The sequence below is a fragment of the Plantibacter auratus genome (genome assembly GCF_050587365.1).
GTDB classification, from domain to species: Bacteria; Actinomycetota; Actinomycetes; order Actinomycetales; family Microbacteriaceae; genus Plantibacter; species Plantibacter auratus.
The window spans coordinates 1277973-1294692 of record NZ_JBOBFV010000001.1 but is presented as its reverse complement, the minus strand read 5'-3'; the positions used below and the strand labels follow the sequence as shown (position 1 = coordinate 1294692).

General features: G+C 70.2%; 12 protein-coding genes and 1 pseudogene. All 13 read left to right on the top strand.

Translation table 11 applies throughout. The annotated features are described in order from the left end of the window. The first annotated feature begins 20 nt into the window (after positions 1-20). Entirely contained in the window at positions 21-296 is a 276-nt protein-coding gene (locus tag ACQ3HE_RS06060; RefSeq protein WP_079705244.1) for a hypothetical protein, read from the top strand. After that, positions 296-2620, top strand: coding sequence for a hypothetical protein (locus ACQ3HE_RS06055; RefSeq protein WP_430891680.1), 2325 nt, complete (start codon positions 296-298; stop codon positions 2618-2620). The genes ACQ3HE_RS06060 and ACQ3HE_RS06055 overlap by 1 nt, the downstream gene beginning before the upstream one ends. Further along, positions 2620-3303 (top strand): hypothetical protein, encoded by a 684-nt coding sequence (locus tag ACQ3HE_RS06050; protein ID WP_430891679.1) that lies wholly within the window; start codon positions 2620-2622, stop codon positions 3301-3303. Before ACQ3HE_RS06055 ends, ACQ3HE_RS06050 begins: the two co-directional genes overlap by 1 nt. Positions 3304-3368: 65 nt before the next feature. Next, on the top strand, positions 3369-7889 hold the full coding sequence (locus tag ACQ3HE_RS06045; RefSeq protein WP_430891678.1) for a type VII secretion EssC family protein: 4521 nt from the start codon (positions 3369-3371) through the stop codon (positions 7887-7889). 121 nt (positions 7890-8010) lie between these two features. Continuing rightward, complete coding sequence (locus ACQ3HE_RS06040) at positions 8011-8307, top strand: WXG100 family type VII secretion target (RefSeq protein ID WP_056008215.1); 297 nt, start codon at positions 8011-8013, stop codon at positions 8305-8307. A 119-nt stretch (positions 8308-8426) separates the two neighbouring features. Beyond that, positions 8427-8924 (top strand): annotated as a pseudogene (locus ACQ3HE_RS06035) (putative T7SS-secreted protein); the annotation flags it as partial. After that, on the top strand, positions 8924-9868 hold the full coding sequence (locus ACQ3HE_RS06030) for a hypothetical protein (RefSeq protein WP_430891677.1): 945 nt from the start codon (positions 8924-8926) through the stop codon (positions 9866-9868). The pseudogene ACQ3HE_RS06035 and the gene ACQ3HE_RS06030, both read left to right, overlap by 1 nt. Further along, entirely contained in the window at positions 9865-11523 is a 1659-nt protein-coding gene (locus ACQ3HE_RS06025) for a hypothetical protein (RefSeq protein ID WP_079705250.1), read from the top strand. Before ACQ3HE_RS06030 ends, ACQ3HE_RS06025 begins: the two co-directional genes overlap by 4 nt. A 140-nt stretch (positions 11524-11663) precedes the next feature. Then, a complete protein-coding gene (locus tag ACQ3HE_RS06020; protein ID WP_164486925.1) occupies positions 11664-12065 on the top strand; it encodes a hypothetical protein in 402 nt (133 codons plus the stop codon). Further along, positions 12062-12883, top strand: coding sequence for a PP2C family protein-serine/threonine phosphatase (locus ACQ3HE_RS06015; protein WP_159877938.1), 822 nt, complete (start codon positions 12062-12064; stop codon positions 12881-12883). The genes ACQ3HE_RS06020 and ACQ3HE_RS06015 overlap by 4 nt, the downstream gene beginning before the upstream one ends. 10 nt (positions 12884-12893) lie before the next feature. Then, the gene (locus ACQ3HE_RS06010; protein ID WP_139382412.1) at positions 12894-14252 is read left to right on the top strand and encodes an FHA domain-containing protein; all 1359 of its coding nucleotides are present in this window, start codon (positions 12894-12896) and stop codon (positions 14250-14252) included. Position 14253: 1 nt separating this feature from the next. Then, entirely contained in the window at positions 14254-15897 is a 1644-nt protein-coding gene (locus ACQ3HE_RS06005; protein WP_430891676.1) for a serine/threonine-protein kinase, read from the top strand. Between the two features lie 39 nt (positions 15898-15936). Further along, the gene (locus ACQ3HE_RS06000; protein ID WP_079705255.1) at positions 15937-16698 is read left to right on the top strand and encodes a hypothetical protein; all 762 of its coding nucleotides are present in this window, start codon (positions 15937-15939) and stop codon (positions 16696-16698) included. The last annotated feature ends 22 nt before the right edge of the window (positions 16699-16720 follow it).

Sequence of the window (16720 nt, the reverse complement as noted above, 5' to 3'; positions counted from 1 at the left end):
GTGACGACCCAAGGGGAACTATGGCCGGGGATCAGCTCTTCGTCGACGTCGAAGCCATTCGGACGATCGCGTCCGGACTGGAGACGAGCGGATACAGCCTTCCGACCGAGGTTGCCGTCGACCTGAGTGGCAGCTCCAGCTCGAGTGTCTCTGGTGCCGCCGAGAGCTTCGCCATGTGGGCGACGGTGCAGACCATGCTCGCGTCGGGTCAGATCACGAACGCCGCGCAGATCGCCAGGGACGCCGCAGCCACGTGGCAGGAGACCGAGGCATTGCTTGATGAAGGAGCCAGCTGATGGGCAACTGGACGAGGGAAGACCCGGGACTGTTCGACGCCGGATCGCTCGGAACGGCCGCGACCGGCCTGCAGACGGTGGAGACGACGCTCGGCGAGGCTCGCACGGTCACGACCAACTCGCAGGCGGGCATGACCGCGGAGGTCTGGAGCGGAGACGCGCCGGTCACCTGGACGGCCTCCCTCGACACTCCGGTGGCCACGATCGATGCGGTCACCACCGCCCTGAGCGCAGCTCGGACGGCCATCGGCGCGTACTCCGAGACCGTGTCCGGAATCGCCACACGTGCCGCGTCGGTGAAGCAGACCATGTTCGAGTCGAACCAGGTCATCAACCGCCAGTACGCGGACCCCGCAGGTGGCCCGACTCCGGAGCAGGCGCAGCACCGCCAGCTTCAGGAACAGGCGGCGATGGGCGATCTCACGCTGGCCCGCAGCGCGCTCGAAGGCTTGGCCGATGAGCGCACCCTGGCCGACAGCACCCTGGTCCTCGCGCTGACCCCGCCGAACGCGACCGCGTGGGAGGCGCAGCGCCAGGCACTCGCAGCGATAGGCATCACCGACTCCGGCTCGCTGACGCCGACGGCCGTCGCGCAGGCCATGGCGGAGCTCGGGAACCAGATCGCCTCCGGCGACTACTCCGAGGCCGACGTCTCGAACCTGCAGACGCTCTACGACCTGTACGGCAAGAACCCGCAGGTCATGGCCCAGATGAACCTCGCCATGGGCGGCGAGAACGTCGTCAGCCTCATCGACGAGCTCGGCCGGGGGGTGGTGGATGGGAGCATCCCGGCTGCCGCGGCTCTCGCGTTGGCGCAGAGCGTGCGTGGCGGCTTGTCGGTCGGCTCGGAACGATGGTCCCCGCTGACAGGGCAGAACTTCGCCGAGGAGATGATGGCGAACGCCAGCACGGGGGTGGGCGGCGACCCTGCGGCGATCGGTTTCCTGTTCGGCGATCCGGCGAACGCCCCGATCGGTGTCACCACGACGCTCGCGCTCGCCGACATGATCGACCAGGAGGAGCGCGGGAACTACCACATCTGGCAGGACAACTCCCCGCTCCCTGGAGGCACGACGCTGGCGCTGCTCGAGGAGGAGCAGACCGGTGTCCCCGGGCTTCGTGTCATCGACCTGGCCGGGCGCGTGCTCGAGACCCTCGGACAGTACCCGGACGAGGCGCTCGACTGGTTGACCGACGCTTCCGGAGACGACGTCACAGGCGAGGGCTCTCTCGGACAGAACCGGGTCGAATACTGGTACGGAGACCGGGACTGGTCGCAGTACGACGAGTTCGCCGGACCAGCGGGTCTGTGGGCGGGGACGCAGTACGCCACAGGCGGGCCGGGCGCGACGACGGGTCAGCCGGTGGACACCACCGGCCCCGCATGGGTCGATGCCGCGACCCTGTCGACGAAGATCATGGAAGAACTCGCCGGCAACGAGTCCTTCGAGGGGGAGAACGTCAGCAGCTACGCTTCGGTCGAGATCGTCCGGGCGCTCGCGCCGCAGATGCCCGGCCTCGTCGAGGCACCCCTCTACTCGGAGACCAGCCAAGACGGTCCGACGCAGACCGTGAGCTTCTTCGGCATCAGTGACCAGGAGGGCGTCTACGCGAACGTGTCGCAGGACGTCCTGGCCAAGGTCCTCGGAGCCGCCGCCTCAGATCCCTATGGCCACTCGGCCCTGGAATCAGTCGTGTCGCAGTATCAAGATGCCTTGGTCGGCGCGGCGTCGAATGTCGAGGACACCTCGGTCCACGGTCTGGCGGAGCGGATCGCCGTTCTCCAGGGGATGGTCGACGGCGCGGGTTCCGGCGAACAACTCGGCGAAGCGGCACGCGAGGATCAGGCGATCATGGATGCGATCGACAGTCTCGAGACGGCAGTGGGGCTCATCCCGATCCCCGGCCTCGGTGGGGTGGTCGGGGGCGCCGCCGGTGCGGTGATCGATGCCGGGCAGAGCTACGCGCTCGGTGAATTGATCGGATGGGGTGGCGACACGCTCGACGGCGGGTTCGCGTCGAACCACGCGGCGCTGCTGGAAGACCTCGAAGGCCATCAGGACGCGAGCCTGGACGCAGTCCGCCTGCAGACGGCTCAACTCGTCTGGGAGCTCGAGCACGACACCCCAGGGGGTCCGCTTGCAGCAGTGCCGGATCCGAGCGGGCTGAACGCCACCGACCTGCAGACGTGGTTCGACGACTGGAACGACGAACTGCTCGACGCCCTCGATGAGGAGCGCGGTGGTTCCACCTTCGACTCGTTGGCCAGAGCGTATCGCGACGGCTCGGCCAACGCCCAGAGCGACAACGATTCGGAGCACTGATGACCGCACGCGCTCATGGTCGCCCCCGGATCGGACGTCTCGCCTCCGTCGTTCCCGTCGTCGTGTTCGTTGTGGCGCTCGCCGGTTGCACGCCGAATCCGGCTCCGGCAGAACAGCCGTACCCGGAGGTGTCCTGGCCGGATGGCGAGCCGTCAGGGCCGTATGAAGCGGACGCGGCGGTCAAGGCCACGCGGGACGCTCTCATCGCGATGGCCGTCGCCGCGAACCGCAACGACTTCCGTCTGCCCGAACTCGTCGACACGGTCGGCTACGAGGTGCGCACCGAGCTGTGGAGCGCTGCAGAGCAGCGCCTGCAAGACGGCGAGGCGACCGAGTTGTCTCCCGGCCCGTTGCCGTTCGAGGTGACGTCCGTGACCGCTGATGGCGACGGATCGCGGGTACGTGGGTGCGCTCTCGACGACTGGGCGTCGGCCGACGGAACGCCCCCGCCGTCCACTCCTGGAACCGGGTCGATGAGTGGCAGGGAGTTCCGGCTGACCACGGTCGACGGCAAGCTGAAGGTCGACGCGGTCATCGTCGCGACGCAGGACGACTGCTCGTCGGCCGCGCCAGCGCAAGGGTTCTTCAGTCCGGCACCGGTCCCGTCGACGATCACGGACCCCGAGGATGTTCAGAAGCCCCTGACCGATGAGCAGAGCAAGGCTTCGCCCTCCGCCGGATAGCCGATAGCCGTCGCTAGGCTGATCGGGGCCGTGTCCAGCGGCCCGCACTTCCAAGGGGATCCTGCATGCGCATCAAGCTGACGTTGACCAGGCCGTCGGGGTCGTCCGCCGACATCGTCGTGACGACGGACGCGGCGGCGAGCATCGCGGAGGTCGCGTCGACCATCGCGCGCGTCGACCCGCAGGGGCCGGACTCCGCGAACGCCGACTTCACGCTGCACGCGCGCCTGCCGGGATCCACCGAGACCTTGCCGCTCCCGCCCGAGGCACCCATCGGCGAGGCGTGGGTCGGTTCGGGTGCCGTCATCGAACTCGCCGACGCGGGGGTCTACTACTCCGCGGCGCGCACCGGCCAGGCGCCCGCCGTCGCCGTCGTGCGGGTCCTCTCCGGCGACGACGCCGGCCGTGAGTTCACCCTGCCGGCCGGCAGCTGGACCATCGGACGTGAGGCGAGCTGCGACATCGTCCTCGACGACCCGCTCGTCTCGAAGCGTCACGCACGCCTCGAGGTCGGCGGCGAGATCGAACTCGTCGACCTCGGCGCGGCCAACGGCATCGTCGTCGACGGCGGCATCGTGCCTCGACTCAAGGTCATCGAGCCGGAGCGCGTGCTCATCGGCGACACCGAGGTCGAAATCGGCTTCGCCGGGACCGTCGGTCGCGCGGGTGTCGTCCCGAAGGCCGGGCCCGTGTACTTCAACCGCTCGCCGCGCGTCGAACAACGCTACGCGGGGGAGACCTTCCCCGCTCCCGAGCCGCCGACCGAGCGCGAGAACCAGCCGTTCCCGCTCCTCGGCATGCTCACGCCCATGCTCCTCGGTGGCGCGATGTACTTCTTCACGAAGAACCCGCTGTCACTGATCTTCATCGCCATGACGCCGCTCATGCTCATCGGCAACTACTTCACCGGTCGCGGGCGCAACAAGCGCAAGCTCAAGCAGCAGATCAAGATCTTCGACGAGCGGCTCGAGTCCCTCGGCAAGCAGCTCGCGGCCGAGCGGGAGATCGAGCACGACGTCCGCATGCGCGAGGCACCGTCCACCTCCGAGGCGCTCAAGCACGCGCTCACACGGGGGCCGCTGCTGTGGACCAGGCGCCCCGAGCACTGGTCCTTCCTGAACCTCCGACTCGGCGTCGGCACGATGCCGTCGCGCAACGAGGTCTCGGCGAAGGCCCGCGACAGCTTCCTGCCGGAGTTCCAGGAACGACTCGAGAAGCTCAAGGACCAGTACGCGACCGTCGCCGACGTGCCGATCATCGACAACCTCTACGACGCCGGCGCGCTCGGCATCGCCGGTTCACCGCAGACGGCCGGGGGCGCAGTGAACGGCATCCTCGTCCAGCTCACCGCCCTCCACTCGCCGGCCGAGGTCGTCGTCTCGGCGATCGTCTCGCCCGCGTGGTCGAACGCCCTCTCGTGGGTCAAGTGGCTCCCGCACGCGTCCTCGCCGAACAGCCCGCTCGACGTCGGCCACCTCGCCGACAGCGTGTCGAGCGGCAACCTGCTGCTGGCCGCGATCGAGGAGCTCGTCCAGACCCGCCTGCAGGCGGCCCGGGCCGGCGACGCCCGACGCGGAGCCATCTCCGAGAAGCAGGCAGCCCAGGAGCGCGGCGCGGAGATCGGGACGAAGAGTTCCAACGACACCGGCACGAAGTCCCCGATCCCCGCGATCGTCCTGCTCATCTCCGACGACGTCGGCGTCGACCGCGCACGCCTCGTCCAGCTCGCCGAGATCGCGGCGGACGCGGGGGTCTTCCCGATCTGGATCGCCGACGACGTCGTCTCGCTCCCCGCCGCCTGCCGCACCTTCCTGCAGGTCCCGGAGGCCGGGGCCGGCGTCGACGCGCCGGCGACGGTCGGCATGGTCCGCCTCGGCTACTCCGTCGACGACGCCCGCCCGGAGTTCGTCGACCCGGTGACGGCCCTCGACTACGCGCGACGCATGGCGTCCGTGATCGACGCCGGCGCCCTCGTCGAGGACTCGAGCGACCTCCCGCGGTCGGTGTCGATGGTGACGCTGCTCGGGCCGGAGCTCACGACCTCGAGCGACGCCGTGGTCGACCGCTGGCGGCAGAACTCCTCGATCCACGACCGCACGCCCGGGCTCCCGCCGAAGCCCCGACGGGCCGGCCAGCTGCGCGCGACCGTCGGATCGGGCGGTGTCGACGCCATGCACCTCGACCTCCGCGCCCAGGGCCCCCACGCCCTCGTGGGCGGGACGACGGGTGCCGGTAAGAGCGAGTTCCTGCAGGCCTGGGTGCTCGGGATGGCGGCCGAGTACAGCCCCGACCGCGTCTCGTTCCTCTTCGTCGACTACAAGGGCGGCTCGGCCTTCGCGGACTGCGTGACGCTCCCGCACTGCGTCGGACTCGTCACCGACCTCAGCCCGCACCTCGTCCGCCGGGCGCTCACGAGCCTCCGCGCCGAGCTGCACTTCCGCGAGCACCTGCTCAACCGGAAGAAGGCCAAGGACCTCCTCGAGCTCGAGAAGCGGGGCGACCCCGACTCACCACCCGCCCTGGTCCTCGTCATCGACGAGTTCGCGGCGCTCGTCGGCGAGGTCCCGGAGTTCGTCGACGGCGTCGTCGACATCGCCCAGCGCGGTCGCTCGCTCGGGATCCACCTCATCATGGCGACCCAGCGACCCGCCGGTGTCATCAAGGACAACCTGCGCGCGAACACCAACCTCCGCGTCGCGCTGCGCATGGCCGACGAGTCCGACAGCCAGGACGTGGTCGGCGTCAAGGACGCGGCGCACTTCGACCCGGGCGTCCCCGGCCGCGGCATCGCGAAGACCGGTCCCGGTCGCCTGAGCATCTTCCAGTCCGGCTATGCGGGCGGCTGGACGAGCGACGAGCCCAAGCGTTCCGACATCGAGGTCCGGGAGCTGCGGTTCGGCGGTGAGACGCGCTGGGAGGAGCCCCGCGCGGCCGACGCCGAGGAGGAGCGCGACCTCGGCCCCACCGACCAGCAGCGGCTCGTCGCGAGCATCATCGCCGCAGCCGACCGCGCATCCATCCCGGCGCCGCGACGGCCCTGGCTCGACGAGCTGGCGCCCGTCTACGACCTCAGCAAGCTCCGTCAACGGTCCGACGCCGAACTGCTCATCGGTGTCGCCGACCTCCCGGACTCGCAGGAGCAGCGCCCGGTCTACTTCCGGCCTGACGTCGACGGCCACATCGCCGTGTTCGGCACCGGCGGATCGGGCAAGAGCACCGTCCTGCGGACCCTCGCCACCGCGGCGGGCATCACGCCGCGTGGCGGTCCGGTCGAGGTGTACGGCCTCGACTTCGGCGCGGGCAGCCTCCGCATGCTCGAGGCCTTGCCGCACGTCGGCTCGATCATCCCCGGCGACGACCAGGAGCGCGTCATCCGACTGCTCCGCCGGATCAAGGAGATCGTCGACGAGCGCAGCGTCCGGTACGCCGAGGCGAACGCGTCGTCCATCACCGACTACCGCCGCGTCTCGGGTCGCAACGACGAGCGCCGCATCCTGTTGCTCGTCGACGGCTTCCAGTCCTTCCGGCAGGAGTACGAGACGACGCTCGGCCTGTCCTCGTGGTACACGCTGTTCCAGCAGCTCATCACCGACGGCCGGCAGCTCGGCGTGAACATCGCGTTCTCGGCCGACCGCCCGGGCTCCGTCCCGACGAACATCAGCTCCGGTGTGCAGCGACGCGTGGTGCTGCGCCTCGCGGACGAGACCGGCTACCAGCTCCTCGGCGTGCCGAAGGACATCCTCGGCCCCGAGTCGCCCGCCGGCCGGGCGATCGTCGACGGACTCGAGGTCCAGGTCGCGATCCTCGGTGGTTCGCCGGTGCTCTCGGACCAGTCGGTCGCGACAGTCCGGCTCGCGGAGGCCATGTCCCGCGCGGGAGCCACGATCACGGCCCCGCCGATCGGCGCACTGCCGAAGGAGATCGAGGCGCGCGAACTGCCCGAGCGGGTCGGCGACCGCCCCGTACTCGGCATCGGCGACGCCGACCTCGCACCGATCGGGTTCGACCCGTCCGGCGCGTTCCTCGTCGGCGGCCCTCCCGGCAGCGGTCGGACGAACGCCGTCGCATCCCTGGTCGGCGCCATGCGACGCTTCGATCCGTCGACGCGCTTCGTCTACTTCGGCTCCAAGCGCTCGGAACTGCTGCGGGAGCTGCGCTTCGACGAGTCGGCCGTCACCCCCGAGACGATCGCCGAGCAGGCGAAGGCGCTGTCCGCGGCGATCGCGTCCGAGACGGTGACCGGCCGGACGGTCGTCGTCATCGAGACGCTGTCGGACTACCTCAACGGCATCGCCGACCCACCGCTCGTGGAGCTCATCAAGGCCATCAAGCGCAGCGACCACCTCGTCATCGCCGAGAACGAGGTGTCGGGCTGGTCGTCGTCCTGGCCGCTCATGGGCGAGATCAAGAGCGCCAGGCGGGGCATCCTGTTGCAGCCGGAGCAGATGGAGGGCGACCTCGTCCTCCGGACGACCTTCCCCAGGCTCGCGCGCAAGGACTTCCCGCAGGGGCGCGGGATCTACGCGAACCGCGGTGCACTGTCGCGCGTGCAGCTGCCGATCGCGCCCGAGTTCCCCGTCGCCTGAGCGGCGTCGTCCCTGGGTGGGGACTGCATGGGGAGTGCTCCCCATGTGCTCCCGCGAGGCGTTGTGGTTACATGATGAAGGCACCGACGGTGCCGGTGACCACAACGAAGGAGCAAGACTCATGGCCAACATCAACGTCAACTACAGCGAGATCAAGCAGGCCGCCGTCAACCTGACGACGGGTAAGGGCGAGGTCGAGACCACGCTCAACCGCCTCCAGACCCTCATCAACAACCTCGTGTCCTCCGGGTTCCAGACCGACACCGCGTCCGGCACCTTCAACGAGACCTACACGGCCTTCACGCAGAGCGCGACGGTCACGATCCAGCACCTCGACAAGCTGTCGGGCTACCTCAACAACGCTGTGACCACGCTCGAGCAGACCGACGCAGCGCTCGCTGCCGGCGCCGGCCAGTAGTCACCACCGTCGGCTTCGCTCTGCGCGCCCTCCCGACCAGGTGTCGGTGAGGGCGCGCGGGTTTTCCGGCGAAGGCGACCCACGGCGACAGCGACGCAGCACCACGCGACGAGGAGCGAGCAGTGTACGGCGACACCCAACAGATCCGCCTCCGCGCGACGGAGCTACGAACCTTCGCGACCGAGGTCCGTAGCCGTGCCGGAGACCTCCGCTCGGCCGCCGAGCTCGCGTGGACCTCCACCGCGGCGGAGACCTTCATCGAGCAGCTCGGCACCCGGGCGGTCTCGCTCGAGAACTCGGCGACGCAGCTCGACGACGCGGCCGACAAGCTCGACGCGCACGCGACCGCCGTCGAACACGTGAAGCAGCTCATCGAAGATGCCGCGCGTTGGGTGGGCGACCGCTGGAACGACGCGGTGAACCTCGTCTCCGGCGCGGTCGAGACCGTCAAGGACGGTGCCGCGAAGGTGTTCGAGTTCTTCGGCCAGGAGGTCCCGGACTTCCTCGTGCACCAGGCCAAGGACATCGTCGCCTCCACGCCATCGCTTCCGACACCCGGTGACCGCAGCTGGCTGGACCTGGCAGACCTCTACCGCAGCCGAGGATGGACCCCCTGATGCCCATGACCCGTACCCGCCCGGCTCCGGCAGCGGCAGCCTTCCTGCTGACCGCTGACGAACTCCACGTCCTGGAGCACCGCACCCCGCACATCGTGCTGCCACCCGCCTTCCACACCGAATGGGGTTCGGACGTGCAGCCCGCCGAGGTCCGGGAGCGCGAGCAGCGAGCCGTCGCGCGGCTCCGGGAGCGGCGACTCCTCGCCCGTGGCGACGACACCCTCCCGGACGACCTCACCGCTGACGTCGATCCCGATTTCGCCGCCTTCCTGTCGATGCCGCAGTTCGCGACGGCGGCCGTCGACGCCTCCTGCTGGACCCTCGACCGGACGGCGATCCAGTCCGTCTCCGTGATCGGCGCGCACGCTCTGGCGCTGTTGCGGACGCAGCGGGTCGACCATTCGGACGCGTCCGTCGCCGAGCACGGCGCGGCCTCGCGCGACGAGGACGCCGTCGAGATCCGCGCCTTCGACACCGCCGGCCTGGCGCAGCAACTCCTGCGACCCCTCTCCGCGCTCCACGACGTCCCCGACACGCGGGGTCGTTCGACCGAGGTGGTCGTCCTCCCGCTCGCGGACGCCGAGGCGCTCGTCCTCGCGCTCCGACAGGACCGACCGGACGTCGTCGGCGCGGTCGTCGGACAGCTCCACAGCCCGCAGGCCGCAGTGCTCCTCGGCGGCGTCGCCCAGCGGATCGACGGCGGCTTCCGGCTCGACGCACTCTCGCGGAGCGGGGAGCCCATGAGACGGTGGACGGACACGTGGCTCCGTGGTGCCGACGGCTGGGTCGCCGTGTCGGTCGACACTCCGGACGTCGAAGCGGCGGGTATGGACCCGTCCACCGTCGCCGAGGGGACCCGGGTCTCGCTCCGGGCCGTCCGTCGCGCGGACATCGTCGCCGAGGTGTTGGCGATCGCCGCGACCATCCAGGGAGCACGGGCATGAGCGGCATCACGGTCTCCGGTGGAGCCGGAGGCGTCGGCGCGAAGCTCGACGACATGCGACTGCAGGCGCAGCAACTCGCCACGTTGTCGACCGAGCTGATCGGGCGTTCGGGCACGGCCGCTGCGAAAGCGGTCGACGGCGACCTGCTCGAATCCATGATCCTGTCGCCGGTGACGGGGGCGGCTGCGGAAGGCGCCATCGTCCTCGCCTCCGGTTCCCTGCTCCTCGTGGCGACCGAGACCGGCGTCTCGGCCGTCTTCCTCGAGGGCGCCGTGGTCGCCTACGAGACCGCCGACCAGCTGATCGCCGCAGCGACCGTCGCCCTCCACAACGGGGTCGCCTTCGTCATCGGCGTCCTCGCGGTGCCGGTGGGCCTCGTCGCAGCTGCGGGCGTGGCGGTGGTGGGCGGGGCGTGGATGCTCACCGTGGCAGGCGTCAACGTCGTCGTCGAGGGTGTCGACTCGCTGGTCGAGGGCGCCCAGCAGACGCTGGACCAGATCGGCGACAACCCCTGGCTGCTGCTCTCGCCGGCCGGCGTCGCGGGACTGTTCACCGCCAACTCGATCGCCGCCTACTCACCGCAGGAGGTCATCGACCGGACCGCCGCGACGTATGCGGACGCACTCGCGAGACTGCAGGAACTCGCTCCGATCGCAGGTCAGGCGGCCAACGAATGGTTGGGCGACAACGCGTGGATCGAGGACATCCTCACGGACGGCGCTCCAGGCCTGCTGGCCGGCCTCACCTTCCTCCCCGGGTTGTTGCCCGGCTTCAACGGACTCATGTCGGTCGTGACCGGCCAGGGCTGGCCGCCGCTCACCTATGAGCAGGCGATCGACGCCATCGCCACCGGTGGCGGCCGGTTCGGCCTCTTCGAGGATGGCACCGCCGCTCTCGAGGTCGGTGCCGACGGGAAGCCGAAGCCTCATGCCGTCCCGGACACGGACGTGCGGGGGCTCGGCGATCTCATGAACGGTTCGAGCGAAATCGATCGGATCGGCGGCGACGACTTCAGCGACATCCGGATCGTGGAGAGCGCTGGCCCGCCGAAGTCGTACATCGTGCAGATACCCAGTACCCAGGTGTGGAATCCCGACGCGGGGCCCGCCGCGAACGACTCCACCTCCGACGTCGTCGCCATGCAGGGGGAGCAGACCGCATTGGCCTCCGCGGTGCTCGACGCCATGCGCGCCGCGGGCATCTCATCGACCGATCCGGTCATGCTGGAAGGGTTCAGCCTGGGCGGGATCACGGCCGGGTTGATCGCCTCGGACCCGTCGGTACCCTTCAACATCACCCATGTCGCCACCGCGGGCTCGCCGGTCGCGCGATACGACATCCCCGATGACGTCCAGGTGCTGTCACTCGAGTTCGAAGAGGACCCAGTGGCACGGTTGGACGGACGGGACAATCCGGACAGGGCCAATTGGACGACGGTGCAGGGCGACGCACCACGGTTGATCGACCCGGCGACGCAGGAGCTCGAGGAGGATGGCCCGGGAATCGCGTTCTCGCACAATTCGCATCGGTACGAGGAGTTCGCCGATCATGTGGCGAGCGCTGGCGACCCGAGTGTCGATGCCTTCGTCGATTCAGCGGACCCGTTCTTCAGCGGCGATCAGACCGTCGTCGACTACCGGGGGACCCGCCAGTGAGGCGCAGGACGACGGCATCGCTCATCGCATCGGTGCTGCTGAGCGGACTCCTCGCAGGGTGCACGTTCATGCCGAGCGCTCAGCGCCCACCGGCCGGCGATCCGTCCCCGTCCGGTCCGGTTCGGTCCATAGACGAGTCGGTGGAGGCCATCCAGGCCATCGACGGTGTGACTGCTCGCATCGCGCGAGCGAACGACGGATCCAGGGGGTACCTCTCGGTCAACGTGGAACTCGACGAAGCGTTCACCGCGGAGATCGCGGCGGGGGATGGCGAGACACGAGACGCGGCTCTCCTCGACTTCGTTCTGGGACAGGTGTGGTCGCAGGGTGAGGAGTCACCGGAGCAGTACGTGACGTTAGGCGTCACGGGTGCGGGTCGTGACCAGGCCGCCGTCACAGCGGCTCTCGCCCAGATCGGTGTCTCTGCCATCCCGTACTCGGGGCAGTCGGTCTCGCTGAAGCTCGCCGACCTCGAGTCGCGCTACGGTAGCTGGCCGGGAGCAGTCCCCGAACTGCCCGCGACGTTCGGAGGCACGGGATGACGACGATCGAGACCGCGCGGTCCACGCACACCCTGCGCAGCGAGGGCCGGACCGACACCGGGCTGGTCCGACGCCTGAACGAGGACGCGTTCTACGCCGGCGCGCCCGCCTTCGTGGTCGCCGACGGCATGGGCGGGCACGAACGCGGCGAGGTCGCGAGCCGTGAGGTCGCGGCGGCGCTCGAACGCGGCATCCCGATCGGCATGCCGACGACGACCGAGGCGGTCGTGACCACGATCGTCGCCGCCAACGCGGTCATCCGGAGTATCCCCACGCCGAACGGGGTCATCGGCACGACCGTCGCGGGTCTCGCGCTCGTGGCGCTGTCGCCGCAGACCGATCTGCACTGGATGGTGTTCAACGTCGGCGACTCTCGCGTGTACACCTGGGCCGATGGCGCGCTCCGTCGGATCACCGTCGACCACTCGGCCGTGCAGGAACTCGTCGACGCCGGTTCCATCACGGAGGAGGAGGCGCGCGAACACCCCGACCGCAACATCGTGACGAAGGCGATCGGTGTCGAGGCCGGCATCGACCCGGACGTCTGGCTCCTCCCCGTCGCCGGGCGGCAGCGGTTCCTCCTCTGCTCCGACGGGCTCACCGGTGAGCTGTCCGACGAACGGATCGCCGAGGTCCTGTCGCAGGGCTTCGAGGGTGCCGCCGACCGCCTCGTGGAGCTCGCGCTGGCCGCCGGCGGACGGGACAACGTGACCGCGCTCGTCGTCGACGTCGTGTCGACCTCGCTGATGTCCAGCGGCCCCGGCTACGATGACGCGGGTGGTCTCGGGTATCTTGAAGAGACGATGCCGCGAGGCTAGAGGAGTGGCCGTGTACTCGTACGAAATGGAACCGGCCGAGGTCCGCCGTTGGCTCGCTGTGGCGGGGCCCGGAAGACTGGTGCTGGTCGACGCCCAGGGCGACGACACCGCCGCTGCCGCATTCGCCGCGGACCTCCCGGGCGACGCGTCGCTGTCGCTGATCGTCGACCGCCTCGCGGCCGGCGGTCTCTCGAACACGCCCGCGTTCGCCGCGGCCGTCTGGGACGAATCGGGCGCGACGGTCATCGTGCGCGGGCTCGCGGCCGCCGTCGTGACGAGCGCCGCCGGGACCGAGACGGTCCTGGGCGCCCGCGCGACCACCTGGGTCGAGGAACACCACGCCGACGCGGTGAGCGTCACGCTCCGGAGCGACCAGCCGAACCCCTCCGGCGTGCGCCTCCCGCTCGGGTCGGGAGCCGTCTGGACGACCTCCATCACGGCGACCCTCGACGAGGAGGCCACGGCTTCCCTCGCCACTCCGACCACCGACGAGCGCCGGCCGACCGAGTCGTCCACGAGCACGCCGACCGCGGCGGAGCAGCTCGCGGCCCCGCCCGTCCCGGCCCCCGCCGAGCCCGCTGCATCCGCGGCGACCTCGGACGACGCGGACGACGGGACGGACGGCGATGAGGCGACCCCGGTTGCGCACGTCGAGCCCGTTCAACCGCTCCACGTCGTGCCGTCCGTCTCCGACACCCAGTTCTTCCACGACGAGGACGACCCGGACGAGACCCCGACGACCCCGGAGGAGCCCGTCGACGAGGGTTACGACTTCCTGTTCGGCCAGACCGTGCTCCGTCCGGTCGGTGCGGCGGCGGTCGACGAGGCCGGCGACGCCGAACGCGCGGCGGCCGAGGCGTCGGCGCACCAGCAGGCGGCCCCCACCGCAGTCGCCGCGCCGGAACCCGCAGCAGCCGGACCATCGGACCTCGGCGACCACGACGGCCACACGATCCTCGCCGAGGATCTCGCCGCATTGCGTGCGCGTCGCGCGGCCGAGACCCCGCCTGCTCGATCGACCACCCCGTCGGCCACGCCGCTCACCTACCTCGAGCTCCCCGGCGGCACTCGCCAGTCGCTGGCCTCACCCGTCGTGCTCGGCCGGGCGCCGAGCGTCTCGCAGGTCCCGGCGTCGGTCGTCCCGACGCTCGTCACGCTCACGGGAGACGACATCTCGCGGAGCCACGTGCGCGTCGCGGTCGAGGGCGGCACGGTCGTCGTCACCGACCTCCACTCGCGGAACGGCACGCAGGTCGTCCTGCCCGGTCAGGCGCCGCAGTCCCTGCGACCGGGGGAGCCGACACCGGTGATCGTCGGGACCGTCATCGACCTCGGCGGCGGCGTCGCGCTGCGCGTCCGAGAGGGCTGACGTGCGCCGCTCACCTTCGCAACCGCCGGCCATCCCCGGGCTGCGGTTCGAACGACAGCTCGGAGCCGGTGGGTTCTCCGACGTCTTCCTGTACGAGCAGCAGTTGCCGCGGCGTCAGGTCGCCGTCAAGGTGCTTCTCGCCGAGCACCTCAGTGAGCAGACCCGCGAGGCCTTCGTCGCCGAGGCGAACCTCATGGCGCAGCTCTCCGCGCACCCGTACATCGTCACGATCTACACGGCGGACGTCGCCCCGGACGGCCGACCGTACCTCGCGATGGAGTACTGCGCGGGGCCGAGCCTCGCCGAGCAGGCGAAGCTGCGGCGGTTCGCCGTCGCCGACGCGCTGCGGACCGGCGTCCGCCTGGCCAGTGCGGTGGCGACCGCTCACGCGGCCGGCATCCTCCACCGCGACATCAAGCCGGCCAACGTGCTCACGAACGCGTACGGTTGGCCGGCGCTGACCGACTTCGGCATCTCGCAGGCCGTCGAACTCGAGGTGCCGTCGACGGCCGGCCCCGGGCGGCCGGGCGACGTCGGCTCGACAGGCGCCTCGGGTACCCAGACGGTGGGTCTCTCCATCCCCTGGTCACCGCCCGAGATGTTCGAGGACGAGCCGCATCCCGACGTCCGATCCGACGTCTTCTCCCTGGCCGCGACGGTCTACACGCTGCTCGCCGGACGCACGCCGTTCGAGATCCCCGGGCAGTCGAACGGTGCGGCCGACCTCATCAGCCGGATCGAGCGCGGGACCGTCACCCCGCTCGGGCGCGACGACGCACCGGCGTCCCTCGTCGCGACGCTGCAGAAGGGCCTCGCGAAGGACCGCGCCAACCGTTTCGAGAACGCCGTCGACTTCGCGCGGGCGCTGCAGCGTGTCGAGATGGAGCTGGCCTACGCGCCGACGCCCATCGACATCCCGAACCTCGTACAGCCGCAGTCGCAGGCCCCCCGACCGGACACGTCCAGCAGTGCGTCGGACGAGACGCGGGTCCGGCAGGTCCCGACGGTCGAGGCCCAGCCCCGACCCGGCGTGCCGAGTGTGCAGCCGTCCATCGAAGACGAGACGGTCGTGCGCTCGGCCGGACCGCTCGTCCAACCGATCCAGCCGTCGGCGCCGATCACCGTCGGAGCGGCCTCGGTGCCCTCCGAGACGATCCGCCGCGACCGCCTCGAGACCGCGGCTGCAGTTCCCACGGAGGATCCCGATGCCGACGCCGCCGGACGGGCCAGACGTCGCCGACTGACCCGCCTCCTCGTCGCGGGCGGCGTCGCGGTGCTCGCGGTCGGCGGTATCGCGGCCGGGATCATCTGGCAGGGCGCCGCCGCCGACCCGAAGCCGACGGCCGCGGCGACCGGGGCGCCCATCCAACTGAGCGACGTCCCCTCGCCGAAGCCGTTCGGGGTGAACATCAGCGAGGACGGCAGCGTCGTGACGTTCATCTGGGACAACCCGGATCCGCAGGACGGCGACTCGTACATCTACCAGGTGACGAGCAGCGGCAAGAACTCGCCGAAGGTACCGACCTCGACGTACGCGGTCGACCTGAAGCCGAGCGCTCCGGGTGCGCAGCTGTGCATCGAGGTGGTGATCGTCCGAGGCGGCGTCACCTCACCCGATCCACTCGAGATGTGCTCGCAGCAGTAGCTGGAGCGAGACGATGACCGACCACAGGGGGACCAGACGATGACCACGGACGAGGCGACGGACACGGCGACGACGAAGACGGCGGTGCGCGTCGAGTTCTGCGGCGAGGAGTACGCCGTGGACGCACGCAAGCCGTTCCTGATCGGGCGCGAGGGCGACCTCGTCGTCGACGAGAACCCCTTCCTGCATCGCACCTTCCTCAGTGTCACCTTCGATGCCGGGCTCTGGTGGCTCACGAACATCGGGAACACCCTCTCCGCGACGGTGACGGACACGACCGGCAACGTGCAGGCGTGGCTCGCGCCCGGTGCCCGGCTCCCGATCGTGTTCCCCGAGCTGCAGGTGTTGTTCAGTGCCGGGACGACGACCTACGACTTCACGATCACCTCGGACCTCGAGTACTTCAGTCCGTCGCAGCTCTCGACGACCACCGCCGGAACCACGACGGTCGGGCCGATCCACCTGACGAGCAGCCAGCGCCTCCTCATCGTCGCCCTGGCGGAGGACGTCCTGCGCCAGGCGTCGCCCGGTCGCGGCGAGATCCCGGCGTCGGCCGCCGCTGCCGCCCGCCTCGGCTGGAGCCAGACCACCTTCAACCGCAAGCTCGACAACGTCTGCGACAAGCTCGACAAGTTCGGGGTGCAGGGGCTCCGCGGTGGGCCGGGGAAGCTCGCGACCGGCCGTCGTGCACGGCTGGTCGAGTACGCGGTCTCGACCCGACTCGTGGACGCCAGTGACCTCCCGCTCCTCGACCACGCAGATCAGGCGGACGTCGGCGGGGGACAACCGGTTCGTGGTTGACCCTCGCAACCGTTTTCCATGA